A 25,400-nucleotide genomic window follows, 5' to 3' on the forward strand; every position below is an offset into this window, starting at 1 on the left:
CCTCCAGGCTAATAGCGTGGGGGAGTGACCGACGCCGAGACCACCCGTGCAACCACTGTGGGCGACCTGAGCGAGGGGCAGATCCTGCGCGGCATCCTGGATCGCCTTCCGCCCTCGACCGCGCTGGTCGGCCCCGGCGACGATGCCGCGGTGCTGGCCGTTCCCGACGGGCGGGTCGTGGCGACGACCGACACCCTCGTGCACGGCCCGGACTTCCGCCTGGCATGGTCGTCGCCGTTCGACCTCGGCTTCAAGTCGGCGGCGGTCAACCTGGCCGACGTGGCCGCGATGGGCGCGCGACCCATCGCCCTGCTCGTCGCTCTCGCGATGCCCGACAACACGCCGATCTCCTTCGTCCGCGGGTTCGCCGACGGTCTCGCCTCCGCGTGTGCGGAGCTCGCTCCCGACTGCGCGGTCGAGGGCGGAGACCTCACCGTGTCGGACACGCTCACGATCGCCGTGACTGCCCTCGGCAGTCTCGACGGCCGCGAACCCGTGCGGCGATCCGGCGCGCGGGTGGGCGACGGCGTCTACGTGATCGGTGAGCTCGGCGAGGCCGCACGGGGGCTGGACGTGCTGTTCGACAGGTTCACGGATGCCGCGGGCACCCCCGTCGCTGTCACGACCGAGGCCCGCGAGGCTCTCGATGCCGACGACGCGCGCGGACTGGCACGTCAACTGACGCCCCGTCCTCCGATCGCCGAAGCCCTTCGGGCGGCGGACGCGGGGGCCACCGCGATGATGGACATCTCGGACGGCCTGGTGCTCGACGCCACGCGCTTGGCGGACGCGTCGGGCGTGACGATCGCCCTGGAGTCCGCGACCCTCGGTGCGGACCCCGGACGCGCTCTCGGCGGGGGAGAAGACCACGGGTTCCTCGTCACCTTCCCGATGGATGCCGACCCGCTCGGTCGCCGCGTGGGAACGGTCGTGACGCGCGGGGACCATGCGCTGACCGTCGACGGCCGGCCGTGGACAGGTCGCTCGGGGTGGGACCCCTACCGCGACTGGGATACCGGACGCGGTTGAGGCTCACGCGCCTCGCGGCCGACCCCACCACATGGTCGTGTCGCCGTAGGCGCGGTCGCGCTCGGGCTCCAAGCCCGCGGCGGCCCAGTCGGGGGCGGCCGAGCGCTTCGCGCGTTCCACGATGACCGTCGCATCGGCACTGAGCCGAGGGGCGAGAGCGACCAGGGCTCTGGTGAGCTCGTCGTCGGAGAGGTCGTAGGGCGGATCGAGGAAGACGAGATCCCACTCGAGGCCGGATGCCGTGAGAAAGGTCGTGACACTCGCGCGGTGCACCCGAGCGGGGGCGGCGACGCCGGCGGTTCGAACCCGATCGGCGTTGCGACGGATCAGGGTGGCGGCGGGGGCCGAGAACTCGACGAGGTCGGCGGAGGCGGCGCCGCGGCTCAGGCTCTCCAGCCCCAGCGCCCCGGACCCCGCGTACAGGTCGGCCACGCGCGCGTCGTCGAGGAGCCCGGCGGACTCGAGAGAACCGAACAGCGACTCGCGGACGCGGTCGCTCGTGGGACGAGTGCCCTTGGGTGGGACGTCGAGGACGGTGCCTCCGGCGCGGCCCGAGATGATGCGCGTCACCTCTTCAGCCTAGAGTCCCCGGCGCCGCGGCCCGGTGCGCGCACGCGCGGCGATGTCCGAGGGTCTGCCTAGACTCGGATCATGCCCGGATTCTCGCTCGCCTCGCGTCTGGACGGCGCCATCGGGGGCAAGACGGCGACGGCATTCGACAAGGCTTTCGGCGTGAAGACGGTGGGCGCGCTCCTCGAGCACTATCCCCGTCGGTATGCGCGGCGAGGCGAACTCACCCCCATCGACTCGCTGCCGCTCGGTGAGCCGGTCACGATCGTCGCCGAGGTCGTCAGCGCGAACGAGCGTCGTATGCAGAACCGCCGCGGCTCGCTCCTCGAGGTCGTCATCAGCGACGGCGACGGACGCATGTCGCTGACCTTCTTCAATCAGCCGTGGCGCTTGAAAGACCTCACGCCGGGCCGCCGCGGCATCTTCTCGGGCAAGGTGGGCGAGTACCGCCGGCAGACGCAGCTGACGAACCCCGACTACGAGCTGTTCGACGACATCGCCGAAGCCCGTGCCGAGGCTGAGGTCACGGCGAAGCGGCCCATTCCGATCTATCCCGCGACGAGTTCGATCCCGAGCACCCTCGTGCAGAAGACGATCTCCCTCGTGCTCGACGGACTCGGAGAGATCGAGGATCCTCTGCCCGACGACGTGCGGGCGCGCAGAGGACTCCTTCCCGCCCGGGCGGCGTTCGAGCAAATCCACCGTCCCGAGAGCGACGACGACATCGCTCCCGCGATCGCGACGCTGCGCATGCACGAGGCCTTCGTCCTGCAGACCGCGCTGCTCCAGCAGCGGCAGTTCGTGCGGGCACTGTCGGCGACGAAACGCCGCGCTGCGCCCGGCGGGCTCCTCGAACGCTTCGACGCGATCCTGCCGTTCGAGTTGACCCCGGACCAGCGGAGCGTCGGTGCGCAGCTCGCAGCCGACCTCGTCGCGGACTGGCCGATGAACCGTCTCGTGCAGGGTGAGGTCGGCTCGGGCAAGACGCTCGTGGCGCTGCGTGCCATGCTCCAGGTCGCCGAGTCCGGCGGTCAGTCCGCCCTCATCGCCCCCACCGAGGTGCTGGCCGGCCAGCACCTGCGCTCGATCGCCCGCATGTTGGGGCCCGAGCTCGCCCCCGAGATCATGCCGACGCTCCTCACCGGGCAGATGCCCGCTGCCGAACGGCGCAAGGCCGCGCTGCGCGTCGCGTCGGGTCAGGCGCGCATCGTCGTGGGGACCCACGCGCTGCTGAGCGCGACCACCACCTTCGCCGACTTGGGCTTCGTCGTCGTCGACGAGCAGCACCGCTTCGGCGTCGATCAGCGAGAGGCGCTCCGCTCCAAGGGCAGCTCCCCGCACACGCTCGTCCTCACCGCCACTCCGATTCCTCGTACGGTGGCGATGACGGTGTTCGGCGATCTCGACGTCTCGACCATCCGCACCATGCCGGCCGGGCGTGCCGGCATCCAGTCCTTCGTCGCGCCGCTGGCCGAAAAACCCGCGTGGTTCGCCCGCGTGTGGGATCGCGTCGCCGAAGAGGTCGCGCTGGGCCGCCAGGCCTTCGTCGTGTGCGCCGCCATCGACTCCGACCAGCTCACCGCCGACGAGAAGACCGACGAACCGGCCGACGCGCCCGCCGCCGCGGCCGAGGGCGCGCGCACGCGCTGGGGCGTCGTGCAGGTCGAGGCTCTCCTCTCGCGATTGCCGACGTTCACCGGCATCCGAGTGCAGATTCTGCACGGCAAGATGCCCTCCGACGAGAAGGACGCCGTCATGCAGGCCTTCGCGCGCGGCGACATCGACGTGCTGGTCGCCACCACCGTGATCGAGGTCGGTGTCGACGTGCCGAACGCCTCGACCATGGTGATCCTCGAAGCGGACCGCTTCGGCGTCTCGCAGCTGCATCAGCTCCGCGGTCGCGTCGGCCGGGGCGGCCTCCCGGGCCTGTGCCTGCTGGTGACCGAGGCCTCGCCCGGGACGTCGGCGCGCGAACGCGTCGAGGCCGTCGCTGCAACCCTCGACGGCTTCGCCCTCGCCGAGGTCGACCTCGACCTGCGCGGAGAAGGCGACGTGCTCGGCGGTGCGCAGTCGGGGGCGCGCTCTTCGCTGCGCCTGCTGCGGGTCGTCACCGACGCCGATCTCATCACCGAGGCACGCGCCGAGGGCGAGCGGATTCTCGCCGACGACCCGGCCCTGCTGCGGCATCCCGGTCTCGCCGCAGCTCTCGAACGCCGCGTGGGTGTCGAGGAGCGCGCCGCTCTGGCGAAGTCCTGACCGGCGAGCCGCTCTGAGGGCCGCGTCGGTAGGCTGACGGCATGGACCCCCGGATCGCCGTCGTTCCCGGCTCATTCGACCCGCCCACCCTCGGCCACCTCGACGTCATCCGTCGAGCGGCCGGCCTGTTCGATCAGCTGCATGTGCTCGTCGTCCACAACCCGGGCAAAGAAGCGATGCTCCCCATCGCCCAGCGGCAGAGCCTGCTCGAGCGGTCGATCGCCGAGGCGGGCGTCGAGGGCGATGTGATCGTCGCCGCGTGGAGCATGGGTCTGCTCGTCGACTACTGCACAGAGGTGGGGGCGAAGGTGCTGGTGAAGGGCATTCGCTCTCAGGTCGACGTGGCCTACGAGACGCCGATGGCCATCGTCAATCGCGATCTCGCGCACGTCGAGACGGTGTTCCTGCTGCCCGACCCCTCCCACGCGCTCGTCTCGAGCTCGCTCGTACGTCAGGTGGCCGGCCTCGGCGGCGACGTGTCGCCCTACGTCCCGCCCGCCGTCGCGCGCTTCCTCGACACCGGCGCCCGCGGCATCTGACCCGCGCCGTCCCCTCCACGCATAAACGCGATCCGCGCAGAGAAACGCGCGCTCCTCGCGTTTGTGGGCGCTCAGAGCGTTTATGCGTGATGTGAGTTCTCAGAGTGCGGCGCCGGCGCGTCCGCCCGGCCCTTGCTCAGGGGCGCACGGGTAGCATTGACGACCGTGAGAACTCGCCGACCCGGACCCTTCCAGCTCCCCATACGCGACATCGAGCGCCACCCGGGCGAGATGCGCGAACACACCCTCGACATCCCCACCCCCGAGAAATGGGGTGAGGGCCTGCTCTCCGTCCCCGAGGCTGAGATGCTCGAACTCGATGTGCGTCTCGAATCCGTCCACGAGGGGATCCTCGTGTCGGGCACGGTGGACACCAGCGCCACGGGAGTGTGCGGACGCTGCCTCATCGACATCGTCGAGCCTGTCGAAGTCGAGTTCCAGGAACTTTTCGCGTATCCTGGGGACGAAGCGAGTGACTTCGACGTTCAAGACGACCACGTGGATCTTGAAAATCTGGTCCGGGATGCCATTGTCCTGTCGCTTCCGTTCCAGCCGGTGTGTCAGCCGGACTGCCCCGGGCTCGACCCGAACACGGGCGAGAGGCTGACGGAAAGCCCCGGCACCACGGAGCAGGAGCCTGTCGATCCTCGATGGGCTGCGCTCCAGCAGTACACCCCAGACGACGGCGATGCGCTCCGCGCCGCCCCCAAGACAGAGAAGAGCTAGTCATGGCAGGTAACCCCCCGAAGCGGAAGGTCTCCCGCTCGAACACCCGCTCGCGTCGTGCGCAGTGGAAGGCTGAAGCCCCCGCGCTGGTCAAGACCATCGAGAACGGCAAGGTCGTCTACAGCCGTCCCCACCAGGCGAAGGTCGTCACCGACTCGCAGGGCACCGAGCTCTTCCTCGAGTACAAGGGCCGCAAGGTCGCCGACGTCTGATCGGCGATTCGTGACGCGGAAGAACGTCGAGCGCACAGCGCTCACCGAGAAGCTCGGGGTCGAGATCGACCCCGAGCTTCTTTCTCTTGCTTTGACGCACCGCTCGTTCGCCTACGAGAACGGCGGCATCCCGCACAATGAGCGTCTCGAGTTCCTCGGCGACTCGGTGCTGGGCCAGGCGGTGACGGTCCGGCTGTTCACACGGCATCCCGACCTCGACGAAGGAAGCCTCGCGAAACGTCGCGCGAGCGTCGTGTCGACGGTGGCGTTGGCCGAGGTCGCCCGCACGATCGGTCTTGGCGACCACGTGCGACTGGGTCGGGGCGAGATCCTCACCGGTGGGCGCGACAAGGATTCGATCCTCGCCGACACCATGGAGGCCCTCATCGGGGCGACGTTCTTGTCAGCCGGCCCCGACGCGGCGACCGGCATGGTGCTTCGCCTGGTCGAACCGCTCTTAGCCGACCCGGAGCGCTACGGCGCGGCGATGGACCCGAAGACGAGCCTGCAAGAGATCGCTGCCCGCCTGGGACTGGCGGCACCCGTGTACGTGGTTGAGGCCACCGGTCCCGACCACGACCGACGCTTCACCGCCACGGTCACGACGGGCGACGTCGTCACCACGGGCGTCGGATCGAGCAAGAAGCACGCCGAGATGGCAGCGGCGCTGACCGCGTGGCGCGAGCTCGACGCGCGTGCCTGAGCTTCCCGAGGTTGAGGTTGTCCGCGCCGGCCTCGAACCCGCCGTGTCCGGTGCACTCGTCGCCTCTGTCGACGTGCGCGACGAGCGGGCGCTGACCCGGCACACCGGGGGAGCGGCGCACTTCGAGGCGGAGCTGACCGGCCGGCGCATCGCGTCCGCCGTGCGGCGAGGCAAATTCCTCTGGATGCCGATGGCCGACGATGAGGCCATCGTCACCCATCTCGGGATGAGCGGCCAGATGCTCCTGCGTACCCCCGGGGCGCCGGAGGAGCGGCATGAACGCATCCGCATCGAGTTGGAGCATCCGGTGCACGGGTCGCTTTCGGTCGTCTTCGCCGACCAGCGCACTTTCGGCTCGCTCGCCGTCGACCGGCTCGTCGATACTCCCGATGGTGCCGCGGGCGGTCGAGGCTCGGAGCTCGCCCGCGTGCCGACGCAGGTCGCGCACATCGGTCGAGATCCCCTCGACCCTGCGTTCGATGTCGCGCGATTCCGCGCGCGATTGACGCGGACCTCCTCGGGGATCAAGCGCGTGCTGCTGGATCAGACGGTGGCGAGCGGTATCGGCAACATCTACGCCGACGAGTCGCTGTGGGCCGCGCGTATCCACCCTGAGACCGCGGCATCCGATCTTCCGACGCGTGCTGTCAATCGGCTACTCGGCGAGGTGCAGGCGGTCCTCGAGAAGGCCCTTGCCGAGGGTGGGACCAGCTTCGACGCGCAATACGTGAACGTGAACGGTCAGGCCGGCTACTTCGCCCACTCGCTGAATGCCTACGGGCGTACAGGCCAGCCGTGTCCGCGGTGCGGGCGCCCCATCGTGCGGGTGTCGTTCATGAACCGGTCGAGCCACTTCTGCCCGCACTGCCAGAAGCGGCGCTGAAAGTAGCACGGGCCGCCCGCTTCTGAGCAGCTGAGTCGTCGGGTGATTTTTATCATCGTGCTCGTCGGTGGCGTTGCGTAATCGGTACAGTGTTGGCGATGAACGGCTGGTCAGTGGATCCGGAAGGGCTGCGTTTCGCGGCTTCGGTCGTCCGGTATGCCGTACAGATCACTGAGCCGGAGACGGCAACGGCGGCGACCGCACGTGTCGGCGATGCTGAGCTCGCCGCGGCGTTGTCGGCGTTCATGCAGGCTCTGACAGGTGGGTGGATGCAGCGGGTGTCCGCGACCGAGGGTGTGTGTCAGACGTTGGCGGCCTCGGCGACGTTGTATGAGACAGCCGATGAAGAAGGTGTTCGTGACGTGCGCCAGGCGGACCATTTCTGATGGCGGAACTGGGGCAGACCTCCGATCCGATGTCCTTGGTGCCGGGCTCGGTCGGAGACGTCCAGGCGATTGTCGAGCTGTGCGCCCGGCGCTCGCGTGTCGCACGGCAGGCCGCCGAGACGGTGGGCAGGAAGAAGAACATCGACGACTGGGTGGGACAGTCCGCCGACGCCTACACCGCCCGCGTGACCCAGGTGGCGACCGCGTGGTCCGACGCTGACGAGGCGCTGGCCCGTGTCGGCGCCGCGATGCGCGCATACGCGTCGGCGTTGGCGGGGGCACAGGCGAGAGCTGCCACCGCGATCGAGGGTTGGGATTATGCGCGGTCCCTTCAACGCACGGAGCAGACGGCCGGTGCGGAGTCGCCGGGCTTCGTCGAGCCGTTCTCCGGCGCGTGGCCCCTCGTGTTCGCCGGGGGCGCCGACACGAGTCCGCCGCGCACGAGTGCGGAGGCGTTCGCAACGGCTGACAGCTGGCTTGCCGAGGGGAGGAGATGGGTGGCCGATGCGGCACGCACCGCAACCGCGGCTGTGGCTGCTGCGACCGCGGTGCTCCGTGCCGACAGCGGATCCGTGTGGGCGTCGGCGAGCGCAGCCCTCGGAAGCGGGCCGGTGACGCCGGCGACGGCGCTGTCGGTCCTGAAGTCGTTGCGCGGCGACGACCTCACGTCGCTGTTGTCGGCGCGTCCCGACCTCGCCGCTCTTCTCTCGCAGGCGTCGCCCGCCGATGTCGCGAGCTGGTGGTCGGGTCTCGACGGTGACCAGCAGGAAGCGCTGGTCCACGCTGCCCCCGCCGTCATCGGCAACCTCGGCGGAGTGGCCTACCGCGCGCGTGATGAGGCCAATCGCATCGTGCTCGACCAAGCGATCGCGGATGCCAAGCGCAGCCCCCTCGACAAGTCGGAGCAGATCGCGGCGCTAGAGGCGTTGAAGAAGTCGGCCCAGAGTCACACGTTGGTGTCGGTTGTGCTTGACGAACCTCCGCTCGCGCAGGTCGCCGTCGGCGACCTGGATGCCGCGAGGAATGTGTCGTTCATCGTGCCGGGGATGAACTCGAACGTGGCGGGTGACATGGCGACTTACGTCGATGCTGCGAAGCAACTCCAGTACGCGCAGCGCCGTGCGGGCGGCGGAGAGCTCGGCGACTACGCCGTTATCGCGTGGCTGGGCTACCACCCCCCGACGAACGATATGCCGGTGGACGTGGCATTCAACGGGAAAGCCGAGGCGGGCGCACCCGCCTTATCGAAAGACCTCACGTCGATGGCTGCTGTTCACGAAGCATCGGGCATCCCTGCCTCGGTTTCTGTCATCGCCCACTCTTATGGCACCAATGTCGCGGCACTCGCACTCACCGACGCTCACGCGGACCACGTCGTCCTGCTCGGCTCGGCCGGTGTAGACAATCAAGTAGACAACGTCGCGGACCTGAATGTGCCTCCCGGACAGGTGTTCGCATCTCAAGCCCGTCACGACGGCTGGGCGCCTGTCGGGCAGATCACCTCGTACGTCGTCCTAGACGGACGCGTCGACCCGACAGCGACATCGTTCGGGGCGCGCGAGTTCTCCTCGGAAGCGGGCATCGCCCCCGGCGGCGAGACGCTGCGCGCGGTTGACAAACACGGACCGTTCGGCGATGGCTCGGAGACATTCAGCTACTTCGATGCGAACACGACCGCGCAGTTCAACACGGCGTTGGCAACGACGGGCCGCGGGGACGAGGTCATCGTCGACAAACCGCTGACAGAATCAGACCTCATCGGGCCGCATCACTCGAGCGGATCGAATGAGTACCCGGTCGGGTGGAACGGCATTCGTTGACTATGAACAGACGCACTTACATCGCAGTCAGCGCGCTGCTCGTCGTCCTGCTCACCGCTTGCTCACCCGGTGGCGACCAGAACTCGAAGGGACCCGACGTGACCCCAGAAGATGTCAAGGCGCAGATCCTCGATCTCTACGAGGCGAGCGCAGCCGCGGTCGCGGCTGAGGGCTGGAAAGTAGATGACGCCTCGTGGCTAGCTTGCGCCGACGACTCCGCGGGACCGCGTGTGAAGTTGTCGTTTGCCGCGTCCCGCTCCGAGCCATTGCCGAGCGCTGCCGCTGATCTCATAGCAAACGCGCAGAAAGTGTGGCAGGAGCGAGGACACGACGTGACGGTCGAGCGCGACACGAACCTGACTCCGCCACGGTGGATTCTTTCTGATCCGCCTTACCTCACGGGCACCGAACCGGATGGCAGCTACTATCTGCTGGACGTCAGCGATCGCGCTGTTTACTTCCAGGCCACCAGTGCCTGCGTACCCGGCGACATCTTCGAACTCACCAGCCCCACGCCGACCCCATGACCCTCAGGTTCGATCCCCAGCGGCACGCGGAGACGATCGCCGCTTTGCGACGGGTGATCGCTGGCATCCAGGATCAGCTGGACGGCCTCGATCGGGAGGTCACCGTACTGCGTGGGCAGTGGTCGGGTGCCGCGCAGGCGGCGTACGAGCGTACTCACCGAGAATGGGCGGACTCCATCGGTCGCTTGCATTCCGCGCTGGGTGATGCGACGGGAGCGGCGCAGCACGCCGGTGACCGCCTCACCCAGACCGAGGCAGATGTGACCGCACTGTGGTCATGACGCGAGAGGGGGACGGGACTCCAGACCCGTCCCCCTCTCAGGTCACAGCACCTTCTTCCACACTCCTTCGTACGAGATCGGCGTGAAGCCGATGGCTTCGTTGATCGAGAGCATCGGACGGTTCTCTTCGGCGTTGTAGGTCAGCACACGGGGTGACTCCGGTGCGACGTCGTGCCACGCGAGGAGTCCCGCGCACTTCACGAGCATGCCGAGTCGGTGGCCGCGGTGGGCCGCGACGACGAGGGTGTCTTCCTGGCTGGTGGCAGCGGTGCGGTCCTTGCCGATGACGAGTTCGTTGAAGGCCGCAAGCTCGCCGGTGTCGACGTGCTGGGCGGCGGTGACGAGCATGTGCCGTCCGGCGTCGGTGTAGCCGGCTTCGTAGCGGCGCACTCGACCGGCATCCCACACCTCCTCGTCGAACTCGAGGTCCGCCGAGGGGGCGTCGGTCACCATGCGCGACTTCATCCACGCAAACGCGTCCACGAACTCGTCGGGCGTGGGCAGAGTCCACTGCACGATCCGGTAGCCCGAGGCCGCCTGTTCGGCCTCAGCGAGCAGTTCCTCTAGGCGCGGTCGTGCTCCGGCGAGATCCAGCGAGCTCACGCGCACGATCTGTTCGAGCGAGAATCCGGATGCCAGAAGAAACCGCGCCGCGTGATCCCGCGGGATCGAGCCGAATCCCGTCGGCGCGTCGAGGCGCGGTCCGTCCGCGGCGGGATGTTCGGCCCACGACTGCAGGACGGTACGCCCGTGCTCTCGTGCGGTGTTCTCGATGAGGGCGTAGGCGGCGCGACCGATGCCGTTGCCCCATGCGGAGCGGCGCAGTTCGATGAGCCAGAATCCGGTGCGGGCGCCCTCCTCCTGCGGGAAGTCGAGACCCACGCGCCCGATGACCTCGCCGTGGTGGACGGCGATCCATGCGAATCGTTTCATCTCAGGTCGGGGTTGGTAGAGCGGGAGGAGCTCGTCGGCGGGCATGAACGAATCGTCGTGCCCCGAGATCTCGGCGTAGACGAGGTTGCGGAGGCGGACCATCTCGCGGAAGTCCGCGGCATCCGGATCGTCGATGTGGGCGGGGATGTGAAGCGGGCGCAGCTCGAGGCCGGCGGGGAAGGAAGTCATTCGAAGGTCTTTCGTCGGATGAGACGGGGGAGGGGTGGGGCCGGCCGAGAGGCCGACCCCACCGGGATCAGAACGGCGGGCGGCTGAACGCCGCGGCGCTCTGCCAGGCCCGCTCGCGGCGGTCCCGCTCGGCGGCCGCGTCGCGAGCTCGCAGGGCTTCGACCGCGCGGTGGTCGAGGGCGCGGGCCCGGTTGGCGTGCCGGTTGAGCAGCCAGAGCCCCAGACGCAGCGACAGGCGGTCGAGCAGACCCAGCGGCCGGTAGGCCGTCGTGTCGAACGTGATCGTGGAGGGAGTGGGAGGGGTGGAAGGCGCGGCCGAGGAGTGCTGCGGCGCGCGCGTGAACAGGGCGTTCATGCGGAAGCTCCGTAAAGAAGATCTGGCGAGGAGGAAGCGCGTCGAGCAGACAGCTCACGCGGGGGCGGACGCAGAGGGTCCGGGTGGCCGACGTCGAGGAGACGGGCTCACGGGAAGCGGAGACGACAAGGCGTCTCGACGCGACGAACTAGCCCTGACGAGGGGGCATGCCGACGGCGGTGGTCACTCCCGTGGCGTATGCGGAGAGCACGGGGACGGCGATGAAGCCGGTGGCGGTGAAGCCGGTCGTGGTGCGAATCATGGAAGTAACCTCCTTTCGACGTCGGTTGCGACCTCAGACGCTAGCGAAGGCTGTCAGCGAATGTCAAGCTTCCGCTCAGATTGGGGCGGGTGCCGGGCGCGTCGAACCGCGCCCACCGGCCCGCCGCCGCGGAATCCTGCGGTTTCTCGGATACCGTGAACACGCGGTTCGATCGAGCGGAGGGCGGGTGACATGCACCTGAAGAGCGTGACGCTCAAGGGCTTCAAGTCCTTCGCGCAGTCGACCACCTTCGCCCTCGAGCCGGGCGTGACATGCATCGTCGGACCGAACGGGTCGGGCAAGTCCAACGTCGTCGACGCCCTGGCCTGGGTGATGGGGGAGCAGGGGGCGAAGACCCTTCGCGGCGGCAAGATGGAGGACGTCATCTTCGCCGGCACCTCGACGCGGGGACCCCTGGGGCGGGCCGAGGTCCAGCTGACGATCGACAACGCCGACGGTGCTCTGCCGATCGACTACAGCGAGGTGACGATCAGTCGCACGCTGTTCCGCACCGGCGCGAGCGAGTACGCCATCAACGGGCAGACGTGCCGCCTGCTCGACGTGCAGGAGTTGCTGAGCGATTCGGGCCTCGGGCGCGAGATGCACGTGATCATCGGGCAGGGCCGCCTCGACACCGTGCTCCAGGCATCGGCGGAGGACCGTCGCGGGTTCATCGAGGAAGCCGCAGGAATCCTCAAGCATCGCCGACGCAAAGAGAAGACCGTCCGCAAGCTCGAGGCGATGGAGACGAACCTCACGCGCTTGAGCGATCTCGCCGGTGAACTGCGCCGGCAGCTCAAGCCGCTGGGCAAGCAGGCCGAGATCGCTCGAGAGGCAGCGACGATCGCCGCGGTGGTCCGGGACGCGAAAGCGCGCCTCTACGCCGACGAGCTCGTGCGTCTGCGCGCGGAACTCGCCGACGCCGCTCGAGCCGAGAGTGAGCGCCACACCGAGCGGCTGGGCCTGCAGGAGCAGTCGGAGGGGCTGCGCGGTCGGGTGGAGCGCCTCGAGAACGATCAGCGCTCCGACGCCGTCGACCGCGCGCGCGGTGTCGCCTTCGCGCTCGAGCAGGTGCAGGAGCGACTCCGGGGGCTCTACACACTGGCCGGCCAGCGCCTGACGCTCCTCGGCGACGACGAGACGGACGGGTCGGGCTTCGCCCCCACGGTGACACAGTCGATGATCGACGACGTCCGCGCCGAGATCGACGACATCGCCGCGGGTCTCGGAGAGGCTCAGGATGCCGCGGCAGAGGCGTCCCGAGCGGTGACGCGTGCCCGCGCCGACCTCGACGCGCTCGACGTCGACATCGCTGCGCAGAGTGCGCTGGTGTCGGAACACGACATGAAGATCACGAGCCTGCGGGGAGCGGCGGATGCGGCGAGCTCGGCCCTTGCCGCCGTGCGTGCCGGTGTCGACCGGCAGCAGCGGGCGCTCGACGCCGCGCTGATCCGACGGGCGGAAGCCGAGCAAGCCGTCGCCGAGCTGGATCCCGACGTGGTCCCCGAGGCCTCGACGGCCGAGCACGCGGCCGCCTACGAGCGCGCTCAGCGCGACGCCAACGACGTCGAGGCGCGCGTGTCCGGCCTGCGTGAACGCCTACACGCCGCCGAGCGTGAGCGCGACGCGCTCACCGCGCAGACCACCGCTCTCGGCCGCGCCCTGGATGTCCGCAACGCGGCCGCCGATCTGATCTCGGCCGGGGGTTCCGGCATCCGAGGTCTCGTCGGCGACGACCTGAAGGTCAGGGCCGGATACGAAGCGGCGGTGGCCGCGGTGCTCGGAACCCTCGCGGAAGGGTTGCTCGTCGACGACGCGGAAGCGGCGTTCACCGCGGCCCGCACGGCCGCCGAGGCCGACCTGGGTCTGGTCGAGATCGCTCTGGCCGACGCCCCCGGGCCGGGGGAGTCCCTCCCGGCGCTCGAGGGTGCGGTGCTCGCAGCGGATGTCGTCACGGCCTCGCCCGGGGTGCTCGGCATCCTGGCTCGCGTCCTCATCGTCGAAGACCTCGACGCCGCGCGATCGGCGCAGTCGAGTCTGGCGGACGGGCTCACGGTCGTGACCCGCTCTGGCGAGGTCGTGACCGCGCGGACCGTTCGCGCCGGCTCGGGCTCGGGCCGGTCGCGCCTCGAACTCGCCGCCGAGCGCGACGCCGCCGTGGAACGGCTCGACGAGGTCGTCGTGATCGTGGATTCGCTGAGAGAAGCCCTCGCCGACGAACAGCGTCTGCAGGTCGATGCGCGCCAGCGCACGAAAGACGCCCTTTCGACCCTTCGCGCGCATGACGCAGCCCTGGCCGCTCACGCGGAGAAGGTCAACCGCGTGACCGTGCGCCACGAAGCCGCGGTCGCCGAGTGCGACCGTCTGGTCGCGGGGCTCGCGCAGACCGAGAGCGCGGTCGCCGAGGCGGAGGACGCGGCACGTCGGGCCGACGATGCGCTGGCCCGGGCCCTCGACGCGCCACGCCCGCTCCTCGACGCCTCGGCGCGCGAAGGAATGGCGGCAGAGGTCGACGCCGCGCGCGAGACCGAGATGCGCGCCCGCCTCGACATTGAGACGCTGAAAGAGCGCGTCCGCGCCGGTGAGGCTCGCATCGTGCAGCTCGAGCAGCAACGTGAGCGCGAGCGAACCGCGGCCGCCGAGGCGGCACGCCGTGCTGTGCTTCGCCGGGCGCAGCGTGAGATCGCCGCTGAGGTCGCGGGCCACCTCCCGGCCCTGCTCGACTCGGTCGATCGCTCGGTCAGTCAGGCGCGGGTGGAGCTGGCGGCCGCGGAGTCCGCCCGCACGGCGATCACGGAGGAGCTCTCTCGTGCGCGAGCCGACGAGTCCCTCGTGCGAGAGCGTCTGGCACGGCTCACCGAAAGCGTGCACGGGCTCGAGCTGCAGATGCACGAGAAGAAGCTCCACGTGACCGGTCTTCTCGAGCGTGCTCAGTCCGAGCTCGCGTTGGACGAGCACATTCTCGTTTCGGAATACGGCCCCGACCAGCCCATCCCCACCGAGAACGCGGAGGAGGGCGTGCCCTTCGATCGCGCCGCTCAGAAGCGCCGGCTCCAGGATGCCGAGCGCAAGCTGTCGCAGCTCGGCCGGGTGAACCCGCTGGCCCTGGAGGAATTCGCCGCGCTCGAGCAGCGCCACGCCTTCCTCACCGAGCAGCTCGCCGACCTGCAGCAGACGCGAGCCGATCTGCAGACGATCATCGCCGACCTCGACGAGCGCATGCAGACGATCTTCGTCGCGGCCTTCGAAGACACGCGTGCGGCCTTCACGGAGATCTTCCCGATTCTCTTCCCGGGAGGGGCCGGCAGCATCTCTCTCACCGATCCCGAGCACCCGCTGACCACCGGCATCGAGGTCGCGGTGCGTCCGGTCGGCAAGAAGATCGAGCGGCTCTCGCTGTTGTCGGGCGGAGAACGCTCGCTCGCGGCGGTGGCGTTCCTCACCTCGATCTTCACGGCGCGCCCGAGCCCGTTCTACATCCTCGACGAGGTAGAGGCGGCGCTCGACGACGCCAACCTGGGTCGTCTGCTCGGGGTCTTCGAGAAGCTCCGCGCGAGTAGCCAGCTCATCGTCATCACCCACCAGAAGCGCACCATGGAGATCGCCGACGCGCTCTACGGGGTGTCCATGCGTCAGGACGGGGTCTCGGCGGTCGTGGGCCAGAGGGTCGGCGATCGCGCCATCGCGCGAGCGACGCAGGACCCCGTCGCGAGGGCCTCCGACGAAGCCGCCCCCGTAAGCTGAAGCAATGGCTGAGAACTCCTGGTCGCTGGGCCGCGCGCTGCGCGGGCTGTTCGTCAAGCCCACGATCGACGAGACCACGTGGGACGACCTCGAAACGGCGCTGCTGACGGCCGATTTCGGTCCCGATGTGACCGAGCGTCTGGTCGAGGAGCTCCGCGAGAAGGTCGAGCGCTTCCGTACGACCGACCCGCGTGATCTGCAGCGCATGCTCAAAGAGACCCTCGAGGAGCACTTCGCCAAGTTCGACACGACCCTTCGCCTCACCGAGCGTCCGGCGGTCGTGCTCGTCGTCGGTGTGAACGGTGTGGGCAAGACCACGACCATCGGAAAGTTCGCGAAGTTCCTGCAGCGCTACGGTCGCACCGTCACGGTGGGGGCCGCCGACACCTTCCGGGCCGCGGCGGTCGACCAGCTCGCGACCTGGGCCGAGCGTGGGGGAGCGACGATCGTGCGCCCACAGCACGAGGGCCAGGATCCGGCATCCGTGGCCTTCCAGACCGTCGCCCACGCGAAAGAGACCGGTACCGAGATCGTGCTCGTGGACACGGCGGGTCGACTTCATACCAAGGGCGGGCTCATGGACGAGCTCGGCAAGATCAAGCGCGTCATCGAGAAGCAGGCGCCGATCGCCGAGGTCCTCCTCGTCCTGGATGCCACCACGGGTCAGAACGGGCTGATGCAGGCGCAGGCATTCCTCGACAGCGCGGGGGTCACCGGCCTCGTGCTGACGAAGCTCGACGGTTCCGCGAAGGGCGGCTTCGTTCTCGCGGTGCAGGAGCGCACCGGCATCCCGGTCAAACTCCTCGGCCAGGGCGAGGGCATCAACGACCTCACGGGTTTCACCCCGCACGTGTTCGCAGCTTCTCTCGTCGACTGACTCATACCGCACACACCCACCCGGGCGGGTCGTCTTCCCCAACACCGGGCGGAATGCTTACATGGAGTCATGGCCATCGAGCACGACTTCTTCGGACTCCTCGAGTCGGGCCCGGACGGGTCGATCTTCTGGAGCGAGAACGTCGAATTCGGCGATCAGAGCGTCACGGTCGATCTGACGGCCCCCGATCAGGACGACGTGTCGGCCGAGGCGCTCGACGTCGCGGCATCCATGGTCTCGTCGCTCGAGGCCATCGACCTCGCCGCGCGCAACGCCATGGTCAACGAACTCGATTCGCGCACCAGCGAGGTGACCGAGTACATCCTCCAGCAGCAGGCCACCCTAGGTGAAGAGCTCGAGGACCTGCTCACGGACGTCTCGGGTGACACGCACATCGACGTCATCAAGGCGCTGCAGCTGATGACCATGACGATCCTCGCCGATGAGCACGGGGGAGCAGACCCCTTCGCGGTGCTGGAGTACGCTCTCGACCCCGACGCGACCGACGACGTCCTTCTGGTCAACCTGGCCTCCGACGGCAGCGTCCAGTCGGTCACGAGCGCCGACTGAGCGCGTGCAGACCTTTCTGCCGTATCCCTCGTTCGTCGACTCCGCCCGTGTGCTCGATCCGAAGCGCCTCGGCAAACAGCGGGTCGAGACCTTTCAACTGCTGCGCGCGCTGACGGTTCCTGACCACGGCTGGCGCCACCATCCCGCGGCCAAGATGTGGGACGGTCACCTTCCCGCCCTCGTCTCGTACGGTCTGGTGATGACCGACGAGTGGATCTCGCAGGGGCGCGCGGACACCGTCCGCGAGAAGATCCGCGACTTCGCGCCCGAGGTGGACGGCCTCGGACAGGGCGATCTCGACCTGCCGCCGTGGATCGGAGATGAGGCGTTCCACTTCGCCCACCGCTCCAACCTCATCCGCAAGGACGCCGAGTTCTACGTACCGCGCTTCGGCGACATACGCGACGACCTCCCGTATGTCTGGCCGGCCTGAGGCGACCGCGTCGTTCGCTGTTCTCCGCGGGCGATCGACGCGCGAGACGTCGAGCGGGTCGAAGGCCGTCTGAGCTCCGCAGCCTTGCGGGAGACGCCGTCAGTGATGCCGACGTGCGAACCACGCCCCACTCCACTAAGGTGAGGCTGTCCTAACCTCAAGCTGTCGAGGTTTACCCGACCCTCGAAGGAGTCCCATGTCCGTGCGCTCGCGCCGTCGCACCCGTCTCATCGGAGCCGCCACCCTCATCGTCACCGGCATGATCGCCGTGGCCGGCTGCGCGGGCACGACGTCGTCGTCGCCGGAGTCCGCCGCCCCGGCCGCCGCGGGGTTCCCGGTGACCATCGACTCCTCCCTCGGGCAGACCGTCATCGACGCCAAGCCCGAACGGGTCGCCACGTGGGGCTGGTCGTCTCAGGATGCCGCGCTCGCGCTCGGCGTGGTGCCGGTGGCCATGCCCGCGTTCGCCTACGGCGGTGTGGACGGCATCCTCCCCTGGGACAAGGACGCCATCGACGAGCTCGGCGGCCAGACCCCGCAGCTGCTCTCGGGCGGCGACAACGGCACGCCGAACGTGGAGGAGTTCGTCCAGGCCAAGCCGGACGTGATCCTCGCCCCCTACTCCGGACTGACCCAGGAGCAGTTCGACGAGCTCAGCAAGATCGCACCCGTGGTGGCGTACCCCGACAAGCCGTGGGCCACGTCCTGGCAGGACCAGACGAAGATCATCGGTCAGGCCCTGGGGCTGTCCGACGAGGCCGACGCACTCATCGCCCGGACGAACGACGAGATCACGACGCTGGCCGCGAAGTACCCCGCGCTGCAGGGCAAGACCTTCGTCTACGGCGCGAACAACCAGCCCGAGACGTTCAACGTCTTCCGCGCCGACGACCCGCGCGTGCAGCTTCTCACGCAGCTCGGCATGGCCGTCGCACCCAGCGTCGAGGCCAATGTGCCCGCTTCCGATGCCTCGAGCTACTTCTACAAGGTCAGCTTCGAAAACCTCGGATCGTTGAGCTCCGACGTGCTCGTCGCCTACTTCGGAACACAGGATGCCGCCGACGCCTTCGTCGCAGACCCCCTCGTCGCCGCCATGCCGCAGGTGAAGGAGGGGCGGTTCGCCCCCATCGTCGGAGAATCGTTCGTGATGGCCTCGAGCGCTCCCACGGCGTTGTCGATCCCGTGGATGCTCGACCAGTACGTTCCGCAGCTGGCCGCCGTCGCCGAGCGTGTCGGCTGAGGTCGCCCTCGCAGACGGCGCCGCGCGAGTCCTCCTCGCGCGTCGCCGTCTCGCCGCCACGGGGATCGTCATCGGCGCGCTCGTCCTCGTCACCGGCCTCGGTATCGCCGTCGGCTCGGCCGACATCCGGCCGGAGACGGTCTGGGCGGCGTTGACCCACTACGACCCCGCCAACGCCGAGCACATCGCCATCGTCGACAAGCGCGTTCCGCGCACGGTGGTCGGCCTGCTGGTCGGGGCGGCCCTCGGCGTCGCCGGCGCGATCGCCCAGGGGGTGACGCGCAACCCGTTGGCCGATCCCGGCATCCTGGGCATCAATCAGGGTGCCGCCCTCGCGGTGGTGGTCGCCATCACCGTGTTCGGCGCCGTCGGCTCGGCCCAGTACATGTGGTTCGCGTGGATCGGCGGCGCGCTGGCCGCGGCGGTCGTGTGGGCGGTGTCCTCCGGCGGTCGCGACGGGGCGACACCCGCCAAACTGGCACTCGCCGGTGCCGCACTCAGCGCCGCCCTGGCCGGCCTGGTCTCGGCGGTCCTCCTCGTTCGACAGGATGCGCTCGATGCGCTGCGCTTCTGGCAGGTCGGTGCACTCGCGGGGCGCGGCCTCGACGTACTGATCCCGGTGCTGCCGGTCCTGGTCGTCGCGCTGCTGGCGGGGCTCGCGTCCGGCCGGGTGTTGAACCTGTTCGCCCTGGGAGACGACACCGCCGCGGGCCTGGGCGTGCGCGTCCGGCGCGCGCGGCTGGTGGCCGGGCTCATCGTCGTGGCCCTCGCGGGCGGGGCGACCGCTGTCGCCGGTCCCATCGCGTTCGTGGGGCTGGTCGTGCCGCATGTCGTCCGGCTGCTGGTGGGGGTCGACTATCGCTGGATCCTCGCGTACTCCGCACCGGTGGGAGCGGCGTTCCTCGTCGCGGCCGACGTGGTGGCGCGGGTCGTTGCTCGACCGGGTGAAGTGCAGGTCGGGGTCGTCGTCGCGGTGGTCGGTGCTCCCGTGTTCATCGCACTCGTGCGTCGCATGAAGGCGGTGGGTCTGTGACCGCGGTGACGGCGCGCCTGCGACGCGCCGAGCGGCGCCGCGTCCTGGCGGTGGTCGCGGGTGCGGTGGGCGTGGTGGTCGCGCTGTCGGCGGTCGCGTTGTCTCTGGGCGCCGCGGCCCTCACCCCGGCCGAGGTATGGAGTGCGCTCACCGGCACGGGCAGCCGCATCGCGACCTATGTGGTCTGGGAATTGCGCATGCCCCGCGCCGCGGCGGCGGTGATCGTGGGCGCCGCGCTCGGCCTTGCCGGCGCGGTCTTCCAGGTCGTGTTGCGCAATCCGCTGGCGAGTCCCGACGTGCTGGGGGTGACCGCGTCGGCCGGTGCGGTGGGGGTGTTCGCCGTGCTGATGCTCTCCGTGAGCGGTGTGACCCTGACCGTGCTCGTCGTGATCGGCGGCATCGCGGCGGCAGTCCTGATCGGCGCCCTGGCCTGGCGACGCGGCATCCACGCTCTGCGACTGGTGCTCGTGGGCGTGGGTGTGGCCGCGCTGGCATCGGCCGTGACGGGGTACCTGCTCACGCTGTCCGATCTCCGCGACGTCAGCGTGGCCTACACCTGGCTGGTCGGCAATCTCAGCGGAGCGGCGTGGCCGGTGGTCGGCTCGACCGGGGTCATAGCTCTCATCGGGGCGCTGGTGCTCACGCTGCAGCGGCGCGGGTTGCGGGCGCTCGAGCTCGACGACGCGAGCGCGACCGCCCTGGGCTTCCGCGTCGAACGCACCCGAGTCGGCGTCCTCGCCACCGCGGTGGTCCTCGCCGCCGTCGCCGTTTCGGCTGCCGGCCCGATCGGATTCGTCGCACTCGTGGCACCCCAGTTGGCGCGCCGGATCGGAGGCACCGGCCCGCTCTCGCTCTGGGCCGCCGCGGCCGTGGGAGCGGCGCTGGTGAGCACGTCCGACCTGCTGGGGCAGTACGCGATACCGGGGGTGGACCTGCCCGTGGGGGTCGTGACCGGCATCGTCGGCGCCCCGTATCTCGTGTGGCTTCTGGCACGAGGAACCCGAACCCGTCCGGGAGGACTCACATGAACGACGGCCCCGTCGACCTGCGTGCCGAGGGCGTCTTCCTCGCCTACGACGCGCGACCCGTGGTCGAAGACCTCACTCTCGCGATCCCCCCGGGACGCATCTCCGTCATCGTGGGCGCGAACGCCTGCGGCAAGTCCACCCTGCTGCGGGCGATGGCACGCTTGATCACGCCCTCCGCGGGGACGGTTCTCCTCGACGGCGCCGACATCAGATCCCGGCCCACTGCCGAGGTCGCGCGGCGGCTCGGTCTGCTGCCGCAGTCGCCGATAGCGCCCGAGGGCGTCACGGTGGCCGACCTGGTCGGTCGGGGGCGGTATCCCCACCAGAGCTGGTTGCGACGGCGCGCGAGCGGAGACGATGAGATCGTCGACGCGGCGATGGCGACGACCGGAGTGCTGGATCTCGCCCCTCGATCGGTCGACTCGTTGTCGGGCGGGCAGCGGCAGCGCGTGTGGATAGCGATGGCGCTGGCACAGCAGACCGACGTTCTGCTGCTCGACGAGCCGACCACGTACCTCGACGTGAGCCACCAGATCGAGGTGCTCGACCTGCTCGCCGAGCTCAATCGCGAGCGGGGCGTCACCATCGTCATGGTGCTGCACGAGCTCTCGCTCGCGTGTCGCTACGCCGATCACCTCATCGCTATGAGAGGCGGCCGAATCGTGCGCGAGGGAGCACCGGAACGGATCGTCGACGTCGACCTCGTGCGCGAGGTCTTCGGGATCGAGTCCGTCGTCGTGGCCGATCCCGCATCGGGCATGCCGCTGGTCTCGCCGATCAGCCGATACCGTCGGCAGCCTGCTCGGGGCGACTGATCCCGAGCTTCTTCGTCCGAGGTCGGCACGGAGCGGGACGATCGCCGGCCGCCCCCGCCGGCAACGCAGCCGCGTGAGACCTCAGACCGCCTGAGCGAACCCGGCGTCCGCTGCCGCCATGTCTTTCGCCAGGTGCCCGAGGTGGGGCGGGATCTCCCGCCCCTTCGACACCATCGACTGCGCCCACAGGCGCCCGGCGCGGTACGACGAGCGCACGAGGGGACCGGCGAGAACGCCGAGGAACCCGATGCGCTCGGCCTCTTCCTTGAACTCGACGAACTCGGCCGGCTTGACCCAGCGCTGTACCGGCAGGTGTCGCGGGGTCGGGCGCAGGTACTGGGTGATCGTGATGATGTCGGTGCCCGCGGCGCGCAGGTCTTCGAGGGCCTGGACGACCTCCTCCGGCTCCTCGCCCATGCCGAGGATGAGGTTCGACTTCGTGATGAGCCCCGCGTCTCGGGCAGCGGTGAGCACCCCGAGCGAGCGCTCGTAGCGGAAGGCGGGGCGGATCCGCTTGAAGATGCGGGGGACCGTCTCGACGTTGTGCGCGAACACCTCGGGACGCGACGAGAAGACCTCGTCGAGGTGGGAGGGGTTTCCCGAGAAGTCGGTCGCGAGGATCTCGACCCCGGTGCCCGGGTTCTCGGCGTGGATGCGGCGCACCGTCTCGGCGTGCAACCACGCGCCCTCGTCGGGCAGGTCGTCTCGGGCGACGCCGGTGACGGTCGCGTACCGCAGCTGCATGCGCGTGACGCTCTCCGCCACCCGACGCGGTTCGTCGCGGTCGTAGTCGGCGGGTTTGCCGGTATCGATCTGGCAGAAATCGCACCGGCGGGTGCACTGCGAGCCACCGATGAGGAAGGTCGCCTCGCGGTCCTCCCAGCATTCGAAGATGTTGGGGCAGCCGGCCTCCTGGCACACCGTGTGCAGCTCCTCGGTCTTCACGAGGCTCTGCAGGGCGGTGTACTCCGGCCCCATCCTGGCCTTGGTCTTGATCCACTCCGGCTTGCGTTCGATCGGCGTCTCGGCGTTGCGCACCTCGAGGCGCAGGAGCTTCCGCCCGTTCGGAGCGGTGGATGCCGGGACGTCGGCGTTCCCGGTCCCGCAGGCGCTCATGCGGCCACCGCCGCGTACTCGGCGCGGAACACGCGCTCGATCGTCGGAACGAGATCGGCGGGGGAGACATCGGCACCCAGCACCTCGCTGACGGTGGTCACTCCGGCATCCGTGATCCCGCATGGCACGATGCGCCGGAAACCGGCGAGGGTGTTGTCGCAGTTGACGGCGAAGCCGTGCATCGTCACTCCTTTTTCGACGCGGACACCGATCGCCGCGACCTTGTCGATGCCGAGGGGGCGGCGAACCCAGACGCCGCTGCGGCCCTCGACGCGGAAACCGTCGACGCCGAGAGGGGCGAGGGCGGTGATGAGCAGAGCCTCGAGTCGGCGCACGTGCGCGACGACGTCGAGGGGCTCGGGCAGACGCACGATCGGGTAGCCCACGAGTTGCCCGGGGCCGTGCCAGGTGATCTTGCCCCCGCGATCGACGTCGACGACCGGCGTGCCGTCGTCGGGACGCTCGTGCGCCTCGGTGCGCTTGCCCGCCGTGTAGACGGCTTCGTGCTCGAGCAGCAGCAGGGTGTCGGCACGCGCTCCCGCCACGACGTCGGCGTGGATGCGACGCTGGTGCGCCCAGCCGTCGAGGTAGGGGACGTAGCGCGGGGCCAGGCCCACGTGGTGAATGTCGATCATCGATGGCTCCGATGTTGGATTGGGTCCAACAATACACAGCGGATGCGCCCCTAGGCTGGGGTCGTGACCGCCGAGCCTCGAAGTGGACGACCGCGCGCATCGTCGCGCGAAGTGCTCTCGGAGGCGGCCTGCGAGCTGTTCCTCGAGCAGGGGTACGACGCCACGAGCGTCTCGGAGATCACCCGGCGCGCGGGCGTCAGCCGCTCGAGCTTCTTCAACTACTTCTCGGCGAAGAGCGATGTCCTGTGGTCGGGGTTCGACGAGCAATCCGCCCGCGCGACCGCTCTGCTCCACGACGGCGTGGACGTGACCGCGGCACTCACGGCGATCGGCGACGAGCTCGCCCCCGATGCCCTGGCGCTGGCGATCACCAATGCCGAGGCGATGGGCATCGCGAGCGAACTCGATCGCGAACGCGCTATCCGCCAGTTCCGGTTGCAGAGCGAGATCTCGGCGCGACTCGTGCGCGATGGCATCCCTCCTCTGCTCTCACAGGTGCGCGCGGGGGCGCTGTCGGCGGCGGTGCTGGCAGCGGTCTGGGCGTGGGCGGACCGTACGGCCGCGGGCCGCTCGCTCGCCGAGACGCTCGCAGAAGCGCTCTCCGCGGCGTGAGAGCGCACGGCGGGCGGCGAACGCGCCCTGCCCCGCGTAAACTCGACTCATCATGGCGACTTTCGGCACCCTCTCCGACCGGCTCACAGAGACCTTCCGCAATCTCCGGAAGAAGGGCCAGCTCACGCCCGCCGACGTCGACGGGACGGTGCGCGAGATCCGCCGCGCCCTTCTCGACGCGGACGTCGCGCTGCCCGTGGTCAAGGAGTTCACCGCCGCCGTCCGCGAGCGCGCCCTCGGCGACGAGGTCAATCGCGCGCTGAACCCGGCACAGCAGGTCGTGCAGATCGTCAACGATGAGCTCATCGGCATCCTGGGCGGCCAGCAGCGTCGTCTGCAATTCGCGAAGAACCCGCCGACCGTCATCATGCTCGCCGGCCTCCAGGGCTCGGGTAAGACCACTTTCGCGGGCAAGCTCGCCAAGATGCTCGAGAAGGACGGCCACACCCCGCTCCTCGTTGCGTGCGACCTCCAGCGCCCCAACGCCGTCAACCAGCTCCAGGTCGTCGCCGAGCGCGCCGGAGCCGCCGTGTACGCGCCCGAGCCGGGCAACGGCGTCGGCGACCCGGTGAAGGTCGCCCGCGACGGCGTCGCCTACGCGACGCGTCAGCAGCACGACATCGTCATCATCGACACCGCCGGCCGCCTCGGCGTCGATGCCGAGCTGATGAAGCAGGCTTCCGACATCCGCACCGCGACGCAGCCCGACGAGGTGCTGTTCGTCATCGACGCCATGATCGGTCAGGATGCCGTGAACACGGCCAAGGCGTTCCAGGACGGCGTGGACTTCACCGGCGTGGTGCTGTCGAAGCTCGACGGTGACGCCCGAGGCGGTGCCGCGCTCTCGGTGGCCTCGGTGACCGGCCGCCCCATCATCTTCGCGTCCACGGGTGAGGGTCTCGACGACGTCGAGCCCTTCCACCCCGACCGCATGGCGTCGCGCATCCTCGACCTCGGTGACATCCTCACCCTGATCGAGCAGGCGCAGTCTGCTTTCGACGAGGCCGAGGCGATGAAGGTCGCCGAGAAGCTCGCGACAGAGACCTTCACCCTCGAGGACTTCCTCGAGCAGATGCAGCAGATGAAGAAGATGGGCTCCATGAAGAAGATGCTCGGGATGCTCCCGGGCATGGGAAACATGAAGCAACAGCTCGAGAACTTCGACGAGCGCGAGATCGACCGAACCGAGGCGATCATCCGCTCGATGACGGTCGCGGAGCGCCGGAACCCCAAGATGCTGAACGGCTCTCGGCGCCTGCGCATCGCGCGCGGTTCGGGTATGACGGTCACGGACGTCAACCAGCTCGTGCAGCGGTTCGAGCAGGCGGCGAAGATGATGAAGACGGTCGCGCGCGGAGGTGTGCCCAACATCCCCGGCATGGGTCCCGTCGGCGGAAAGCCCGGCGCCTCGTCGAAGCGCGGCAAGCAGCAGAAGGCCAAGGGCTCGCGTTCGGGCAACCCGGCCAAGCGCGCGGCCGAGAACGCCGGCATCGCGGCCTCTGCCCCGGCCACCGGCTCGGGCTTCGGACTGGGCGGTCAGGCGGCTCCGAGCGAGGCCGACCTCGCCGAGCTGCAGAAGATGCTCGGTCGCGGCTGACCCGTGTCGCCGGGGTCGGCCCGGCATCT

General features: G+C 69.4%; 26 protein-coding genes. 21 read left to right on the forward strand and 5 right to left on the reverse strand.

Annotated elements, in window-relative coordinates:
• Positions 1-24 precede the first annotated feature (24 nt).
• The gene (gene thiL, locus OVA17_RS13595) at positions 25-1,029 is read left to right on the forward strand and encodes a thiamine-phosphate kinase (RefSeq protein WP_267787085.1); all 1,005 of its coding nucleotides are present in this window, start codon (positions 25-27) and stop codon (positions 1,027-1,029) included.
• A gap of 3 nt (positions 1,030-1,032) precedes the next feature.
• Here the strand turns inward: thiL and OVA17_RS13600 are convergent, their stop codons facing one another.
• Positions 1,033-1,599, reverse strand: a complete 567-nt coding sequence (locus tag OVA17_RS13600) for an RsmD family RNA methyltransferase (protein ID WP_267787086.1) — start codon at positions 1,597-1,599, stop codon at positions 1,033-1,035.
• Between the two features lie 81 nt (positions 1,600-1,680).
• Between OVA17_RS13600 and OVA17_RS13605 the strand changes: the two genes are divergently transcribed.
• The 10 genes from OVA17_RS13605 (at position 1,681) to OVA17_RS13650 (ending at position 9,932) form a co-directional block, all read left to right on the forward strand.
• Positions 1,681-3,855 (forward strand): ATP-dependent DNA helicase RecG, encoded by a 2,175-nt coding sequence (locus OVA17_RS13605; RefSeq protein WP_267787087.1) that lies wholly within the window; start codon positions 1,681-1,683, stop codon positions 3,853-3,855.
• A 41-nt stretch (positions 3,856-3,896) separates the two neighbouring features.
• The gene (coaD, locus tag OVA17_RS13610) at positions 3,897-4,394 is read left to right on the forward strand and encodes a pantetheine-phosphate adenylyltransferase (protein WP_103208883.1); all 498 of its coding nucleotides are present in this window, start codon (positions 3,897-3,899) and stop codon (positions 4,392-4,394) included.
• Positions 4,395-4,625: 231 nt separating this feature from the next.
• The gene (locus tag OVA17_RS13615) at positions 4,626-5,120 is read left to right on the forward strand and encodes a YceD family protein (RefSeq protein ID WP_103208886.1); all 495 of its coding nucleotides are present in this window, start codon (positions 4,626-4,628) and stop codon (positions 5,118-5,120) included.
• A 2-nt stretch (positions 5,121-5,122) separates the two neighbouring features.
• Complete coding sequence (gene rpmF / locus OVA17_RS13620) at positions 5,123-5,332, forward strand: 50S ribosomal protein L32 (protein WP_013586329.1); 210 nt, start codon at positions 5,123-5,125, stop codon at positions 5,330-5,332.
• Positions 5,333-5,342: 10 nt separating this feature from the next.
• Positions 5,343-6,035: a ribonuclease III gene (rnc, locus tag OVA17_RS13625; RefSeq protein WP_267787088.1), complete on the forward strand. Its 693-nt coding sequence runs from the start codon at positions 5,343-5,345 to the stop codon at positions 6,033-6,035.
• Positions 6,028-6,918, forward strand: coding sequence for a bifunctional DNA-formamidopyrimidine glycosylase/DNA-(apurinic or apyrimidinic site) lyase (gene mutM, locus OVA17_RS13630; protein WP_267787089.1), 891 nt, complete (start codon positions 6,028-6,030; stop codon positions 6,916-6,918). The genes rnc and mutM overlap by 8 nt, the downstream gene beginning before the upstream one ends.
• A 98-nt stretch (positions 6,919-7,016) precedes the next feature.
• Positions 7,017-7,304 carry a hypothetical protein gene (locus tag OVA17_RS13635; protein ID WP_267787090.1) on the forward strand — a complete coding sequence of 96 codons (288 nt, stop codon included), beginning with the start codon at positions 7,017-7,019 and terminating at the stop codon, positions 7,302-7,304.
• The gene (locus tag OVA17_RS13640) at positions 7,304-9,124 is read left to right on the forward strand and encodes an alpha/beta hydrolase (protein ID WP_324289897.1); all 1,821 of its coding nucleotides are present in this window, start codon (positions 7,304-7,306) and stop codon (positions 9,122-9,124) included. Before OVA17_RS13635 ends, OVA17_RS13640 begins: the two co-directional genes overlap by 1 nt.
• 98 nt (positions 9,125-9,222) lie before the next feature.
• The gene (locus OVA17_RS13645; protein WP_147301882.1) at positions 9,223-9,651 is read left to right on the forward strand and encodes a hypothetical protein; all 429 of its coding nucleotides are present in this window, start codon (positions 9,223-9,225) and stop codon (positions 9,649-9,651) included.
• Positions 9,648-9,932, forward strand: coding sequence for a WXG100 family type VII secretion target (locus OVA17_RS13650; RefSeq protein WP_267787092.1), 285 nt, complete (start codon positions 9,648-9,650; stop codon positions 9,930-9,932). The genes OVA17_RS13645 and OVA17_RS13650 overlap by 4 nt, the downstream gene beginning before the upstream one ends.
• A 42-nt stretch (positions 9,933-9,974) precedes the next feature.
• On the opposite strand, the gene OVA17_RS13655 is transcribed toward OVA17_RS13650, so the two are convergent.
• Together OVA17_RS13655 and OVA17_RS13660 are read right to left on the reverse strand one after the other, a co-directional pair.
• Entirely contained in the window at positions 9,975-11,054 is a 1,080-nt protein-coding gene (locus tag OVA17_RS13655) for a GNAT family N-acetyltransferase (protein ID WP_267787093.1), read from the reverse strand.
• 67 nt (positions 11,055-11,121) lie between these two features.
• Positions 11,122-11,409, reverse strand: coding sequence for a hypothetical protein (locus OVA17_RS13660; RefSeq protein WP_267787094.1), 288 nt, complete (start codon positions 11,407-11,409; stop codon positions 11,122-11,124).
• A 454-nt stretch (positions 11,410-11,863) separates the two neighbouring features.
• Here OVA17_RS13660 and smc point away from each other — a divergent pair, with 454 nt between their 5' ends.
• The 8 genes from smc to OVA17_RS13700 all read left to right on the forward strand — a co-directional run bounded on the left by smc (position 11,864) and on the right by OVA17_RS13700 (position 21,411).
• Complete coding sequence (gene smc / locus OVA17_RS13665) at positions 11,864-15,415, forward strand: chromosome segregation protein SMC (protein WP_267787095.1); 3,552 nt, start codon at positions 11,864-11,866, stop codon at positions 15,413-15,415.
• Between the two features lie 4 nt (positions 15,416-15,419).
• Complete coding sequence (ftsY, locus tag OVA17_RS13670) at positions 15,420-16,292, forward strand: signal recognition particle-docking protein FtsY (protein ID WP_210074646.1); 873 nt, start codon at positions 15,420-15,422, stop codon at positions 16,290-16,292.
• Positions 16,293-16,361: 69 nt separating this feature from the next.
• A complete protein-coding gene (locus OVA17_RS13675; protein ID WP_267787096.1) occupies positions 16,362-16,862 on the forward strand; it encodes a DUF2004 domain-containing protein in 501 nt (166 codons plus the stop codon).
• Between the two features lie 4 nt (positions 16,863-16,866).
• The gene (locus OVA17_RS13680; protein ID WP_267787097.1) at positions 16,867-17,295 is read left to right on the forward strand and encodes an MSMEG_6728 family protein; all 429 of its coding nucleotides are present in this window, start codon (positions 16,867-16,869) and stop codon (positions 17,293-17,295) included.
• 196 nt (positions 17,296-17,491) lie between these two features.
• Positions 17,492-18,535: an iron-siderophore ABC transporter substrate-binding protein gene (locus tag OVA17_RS13685; protein ID WP_267787098.1), complete on the forward strand. Its 1,044-nt coding sequence runs from the start codon at positions 17,492-17,494 to the stop codon at positions 18,533-18,535.
• Complete coding sequence (locus tag OVA17_RS13690) at positions 18,525-19,568, forward strand: FecCD family ABC transporter permease (protein WP_267787099.1); 1,044 nt, start codon at positions 18,525-18,527, stop codon at positions 19,566-19,568. The genes OVA17_RS13685 and OVA17_RS13690 overlap by 11 nt, the downstream gene beginning before the upstream one ends.
• Positions 19,565-20,596: a FecCD family ABC transporter permease gene (locus OVA17_RS13695; RefSeq protein WP_267787100.1), complete on the forward strand. Its 1,032-nt coding sequence runs from the start codon at positions 19,565-19,567 to the stop codon at positions 20,594-20,596. Before OVA17_RS13690 ends, OVA17_RS13695 begins: the two co-directional genes overlap by 4 nt.
• Positions 20,593-21,411: an ABC transporter ATP-binding protein gene (locus tag OVA17_RS13700; RefSeq protein WP_267787101.1), complete on the forward strand. Its 819-nt coding sequence runs from the start codon at positions 20,593-20,595 to the stop codon at positions 21,409-21,411. Before OVA17_RS13695 ends, OVA17_RS13700 begins: the two co-directional genes overlap by 4 nt.
• A gap of 81 nt (positions 21,412-21,492) precedes the next feature.
• Here OVA17_RS13700 and lipA read toward each other — a convergent pair whose 3' ends face one another.
• Together lipA and lipB are read right to left on the reverse strand one after the other, a co-directional pair.
• Positions 21,493-22,527, reverse strand: a complete 1,035-nt coding sequence (gene lipA, locus OVA17_RS13705; protein ID WP_267787102.1) for a lipoyl synthase — start codon at positions 22,525-22,527, stop codon at positions 21,493-21,495.
• Positions 22,524-23,162: a lipoyl(octanoyl) transferase LipB gene (gene lipB, locus OVA17_RS13710; protein WP_267787103.1), complete on the reverse strand. Its 639-nt coding sequence runs from the start codon at positions 23,160-23,162 to the stop codon at positions 22,524-22,526. Before lipB ends, lipA begins: the two co-directional genes overlap by 4 nt.
• Before the next feature lie 63 nt (positions 23,163-23,225).
• On the opposite strand from lipB, the gene OVA17_RS13715 reads away from it, so the two are divergent.
• A complete protein-coding gene (locus OVA17_RS13715) occupies positions 23,226-23,774 on the forward strand; it encodes a TetR/AcrR family transcriptional regulator (RefSeq protein WP_267787104.1) in 549 nt (182 codons plus the stop codon).
• 52 nt (positions 23,775-23,826) lie between these two features.
• On the forward strand, positions 23,827-25,371 hold the full coding sequence (ffh, locus tag OVA17_RS13720; protein WP_210074668.1) for a signal recognition particle protein: 1,545 nt from the start codon (positions 23,827-23,829) through the stop codon (positions 25,369-25,371).
• Positions 25,372-25,400 lie beyond the last annotated feature (29 nt).

Source organism: Microbacterium sp. SL75, assembly GCF_026625865.1.
In the GTDB taxonomy this organism is placed as follows: Bacteria; Actinomycetota; Actinomycetes; order Actinomycetales; family Microbacteriaceae; genus Microbacterium.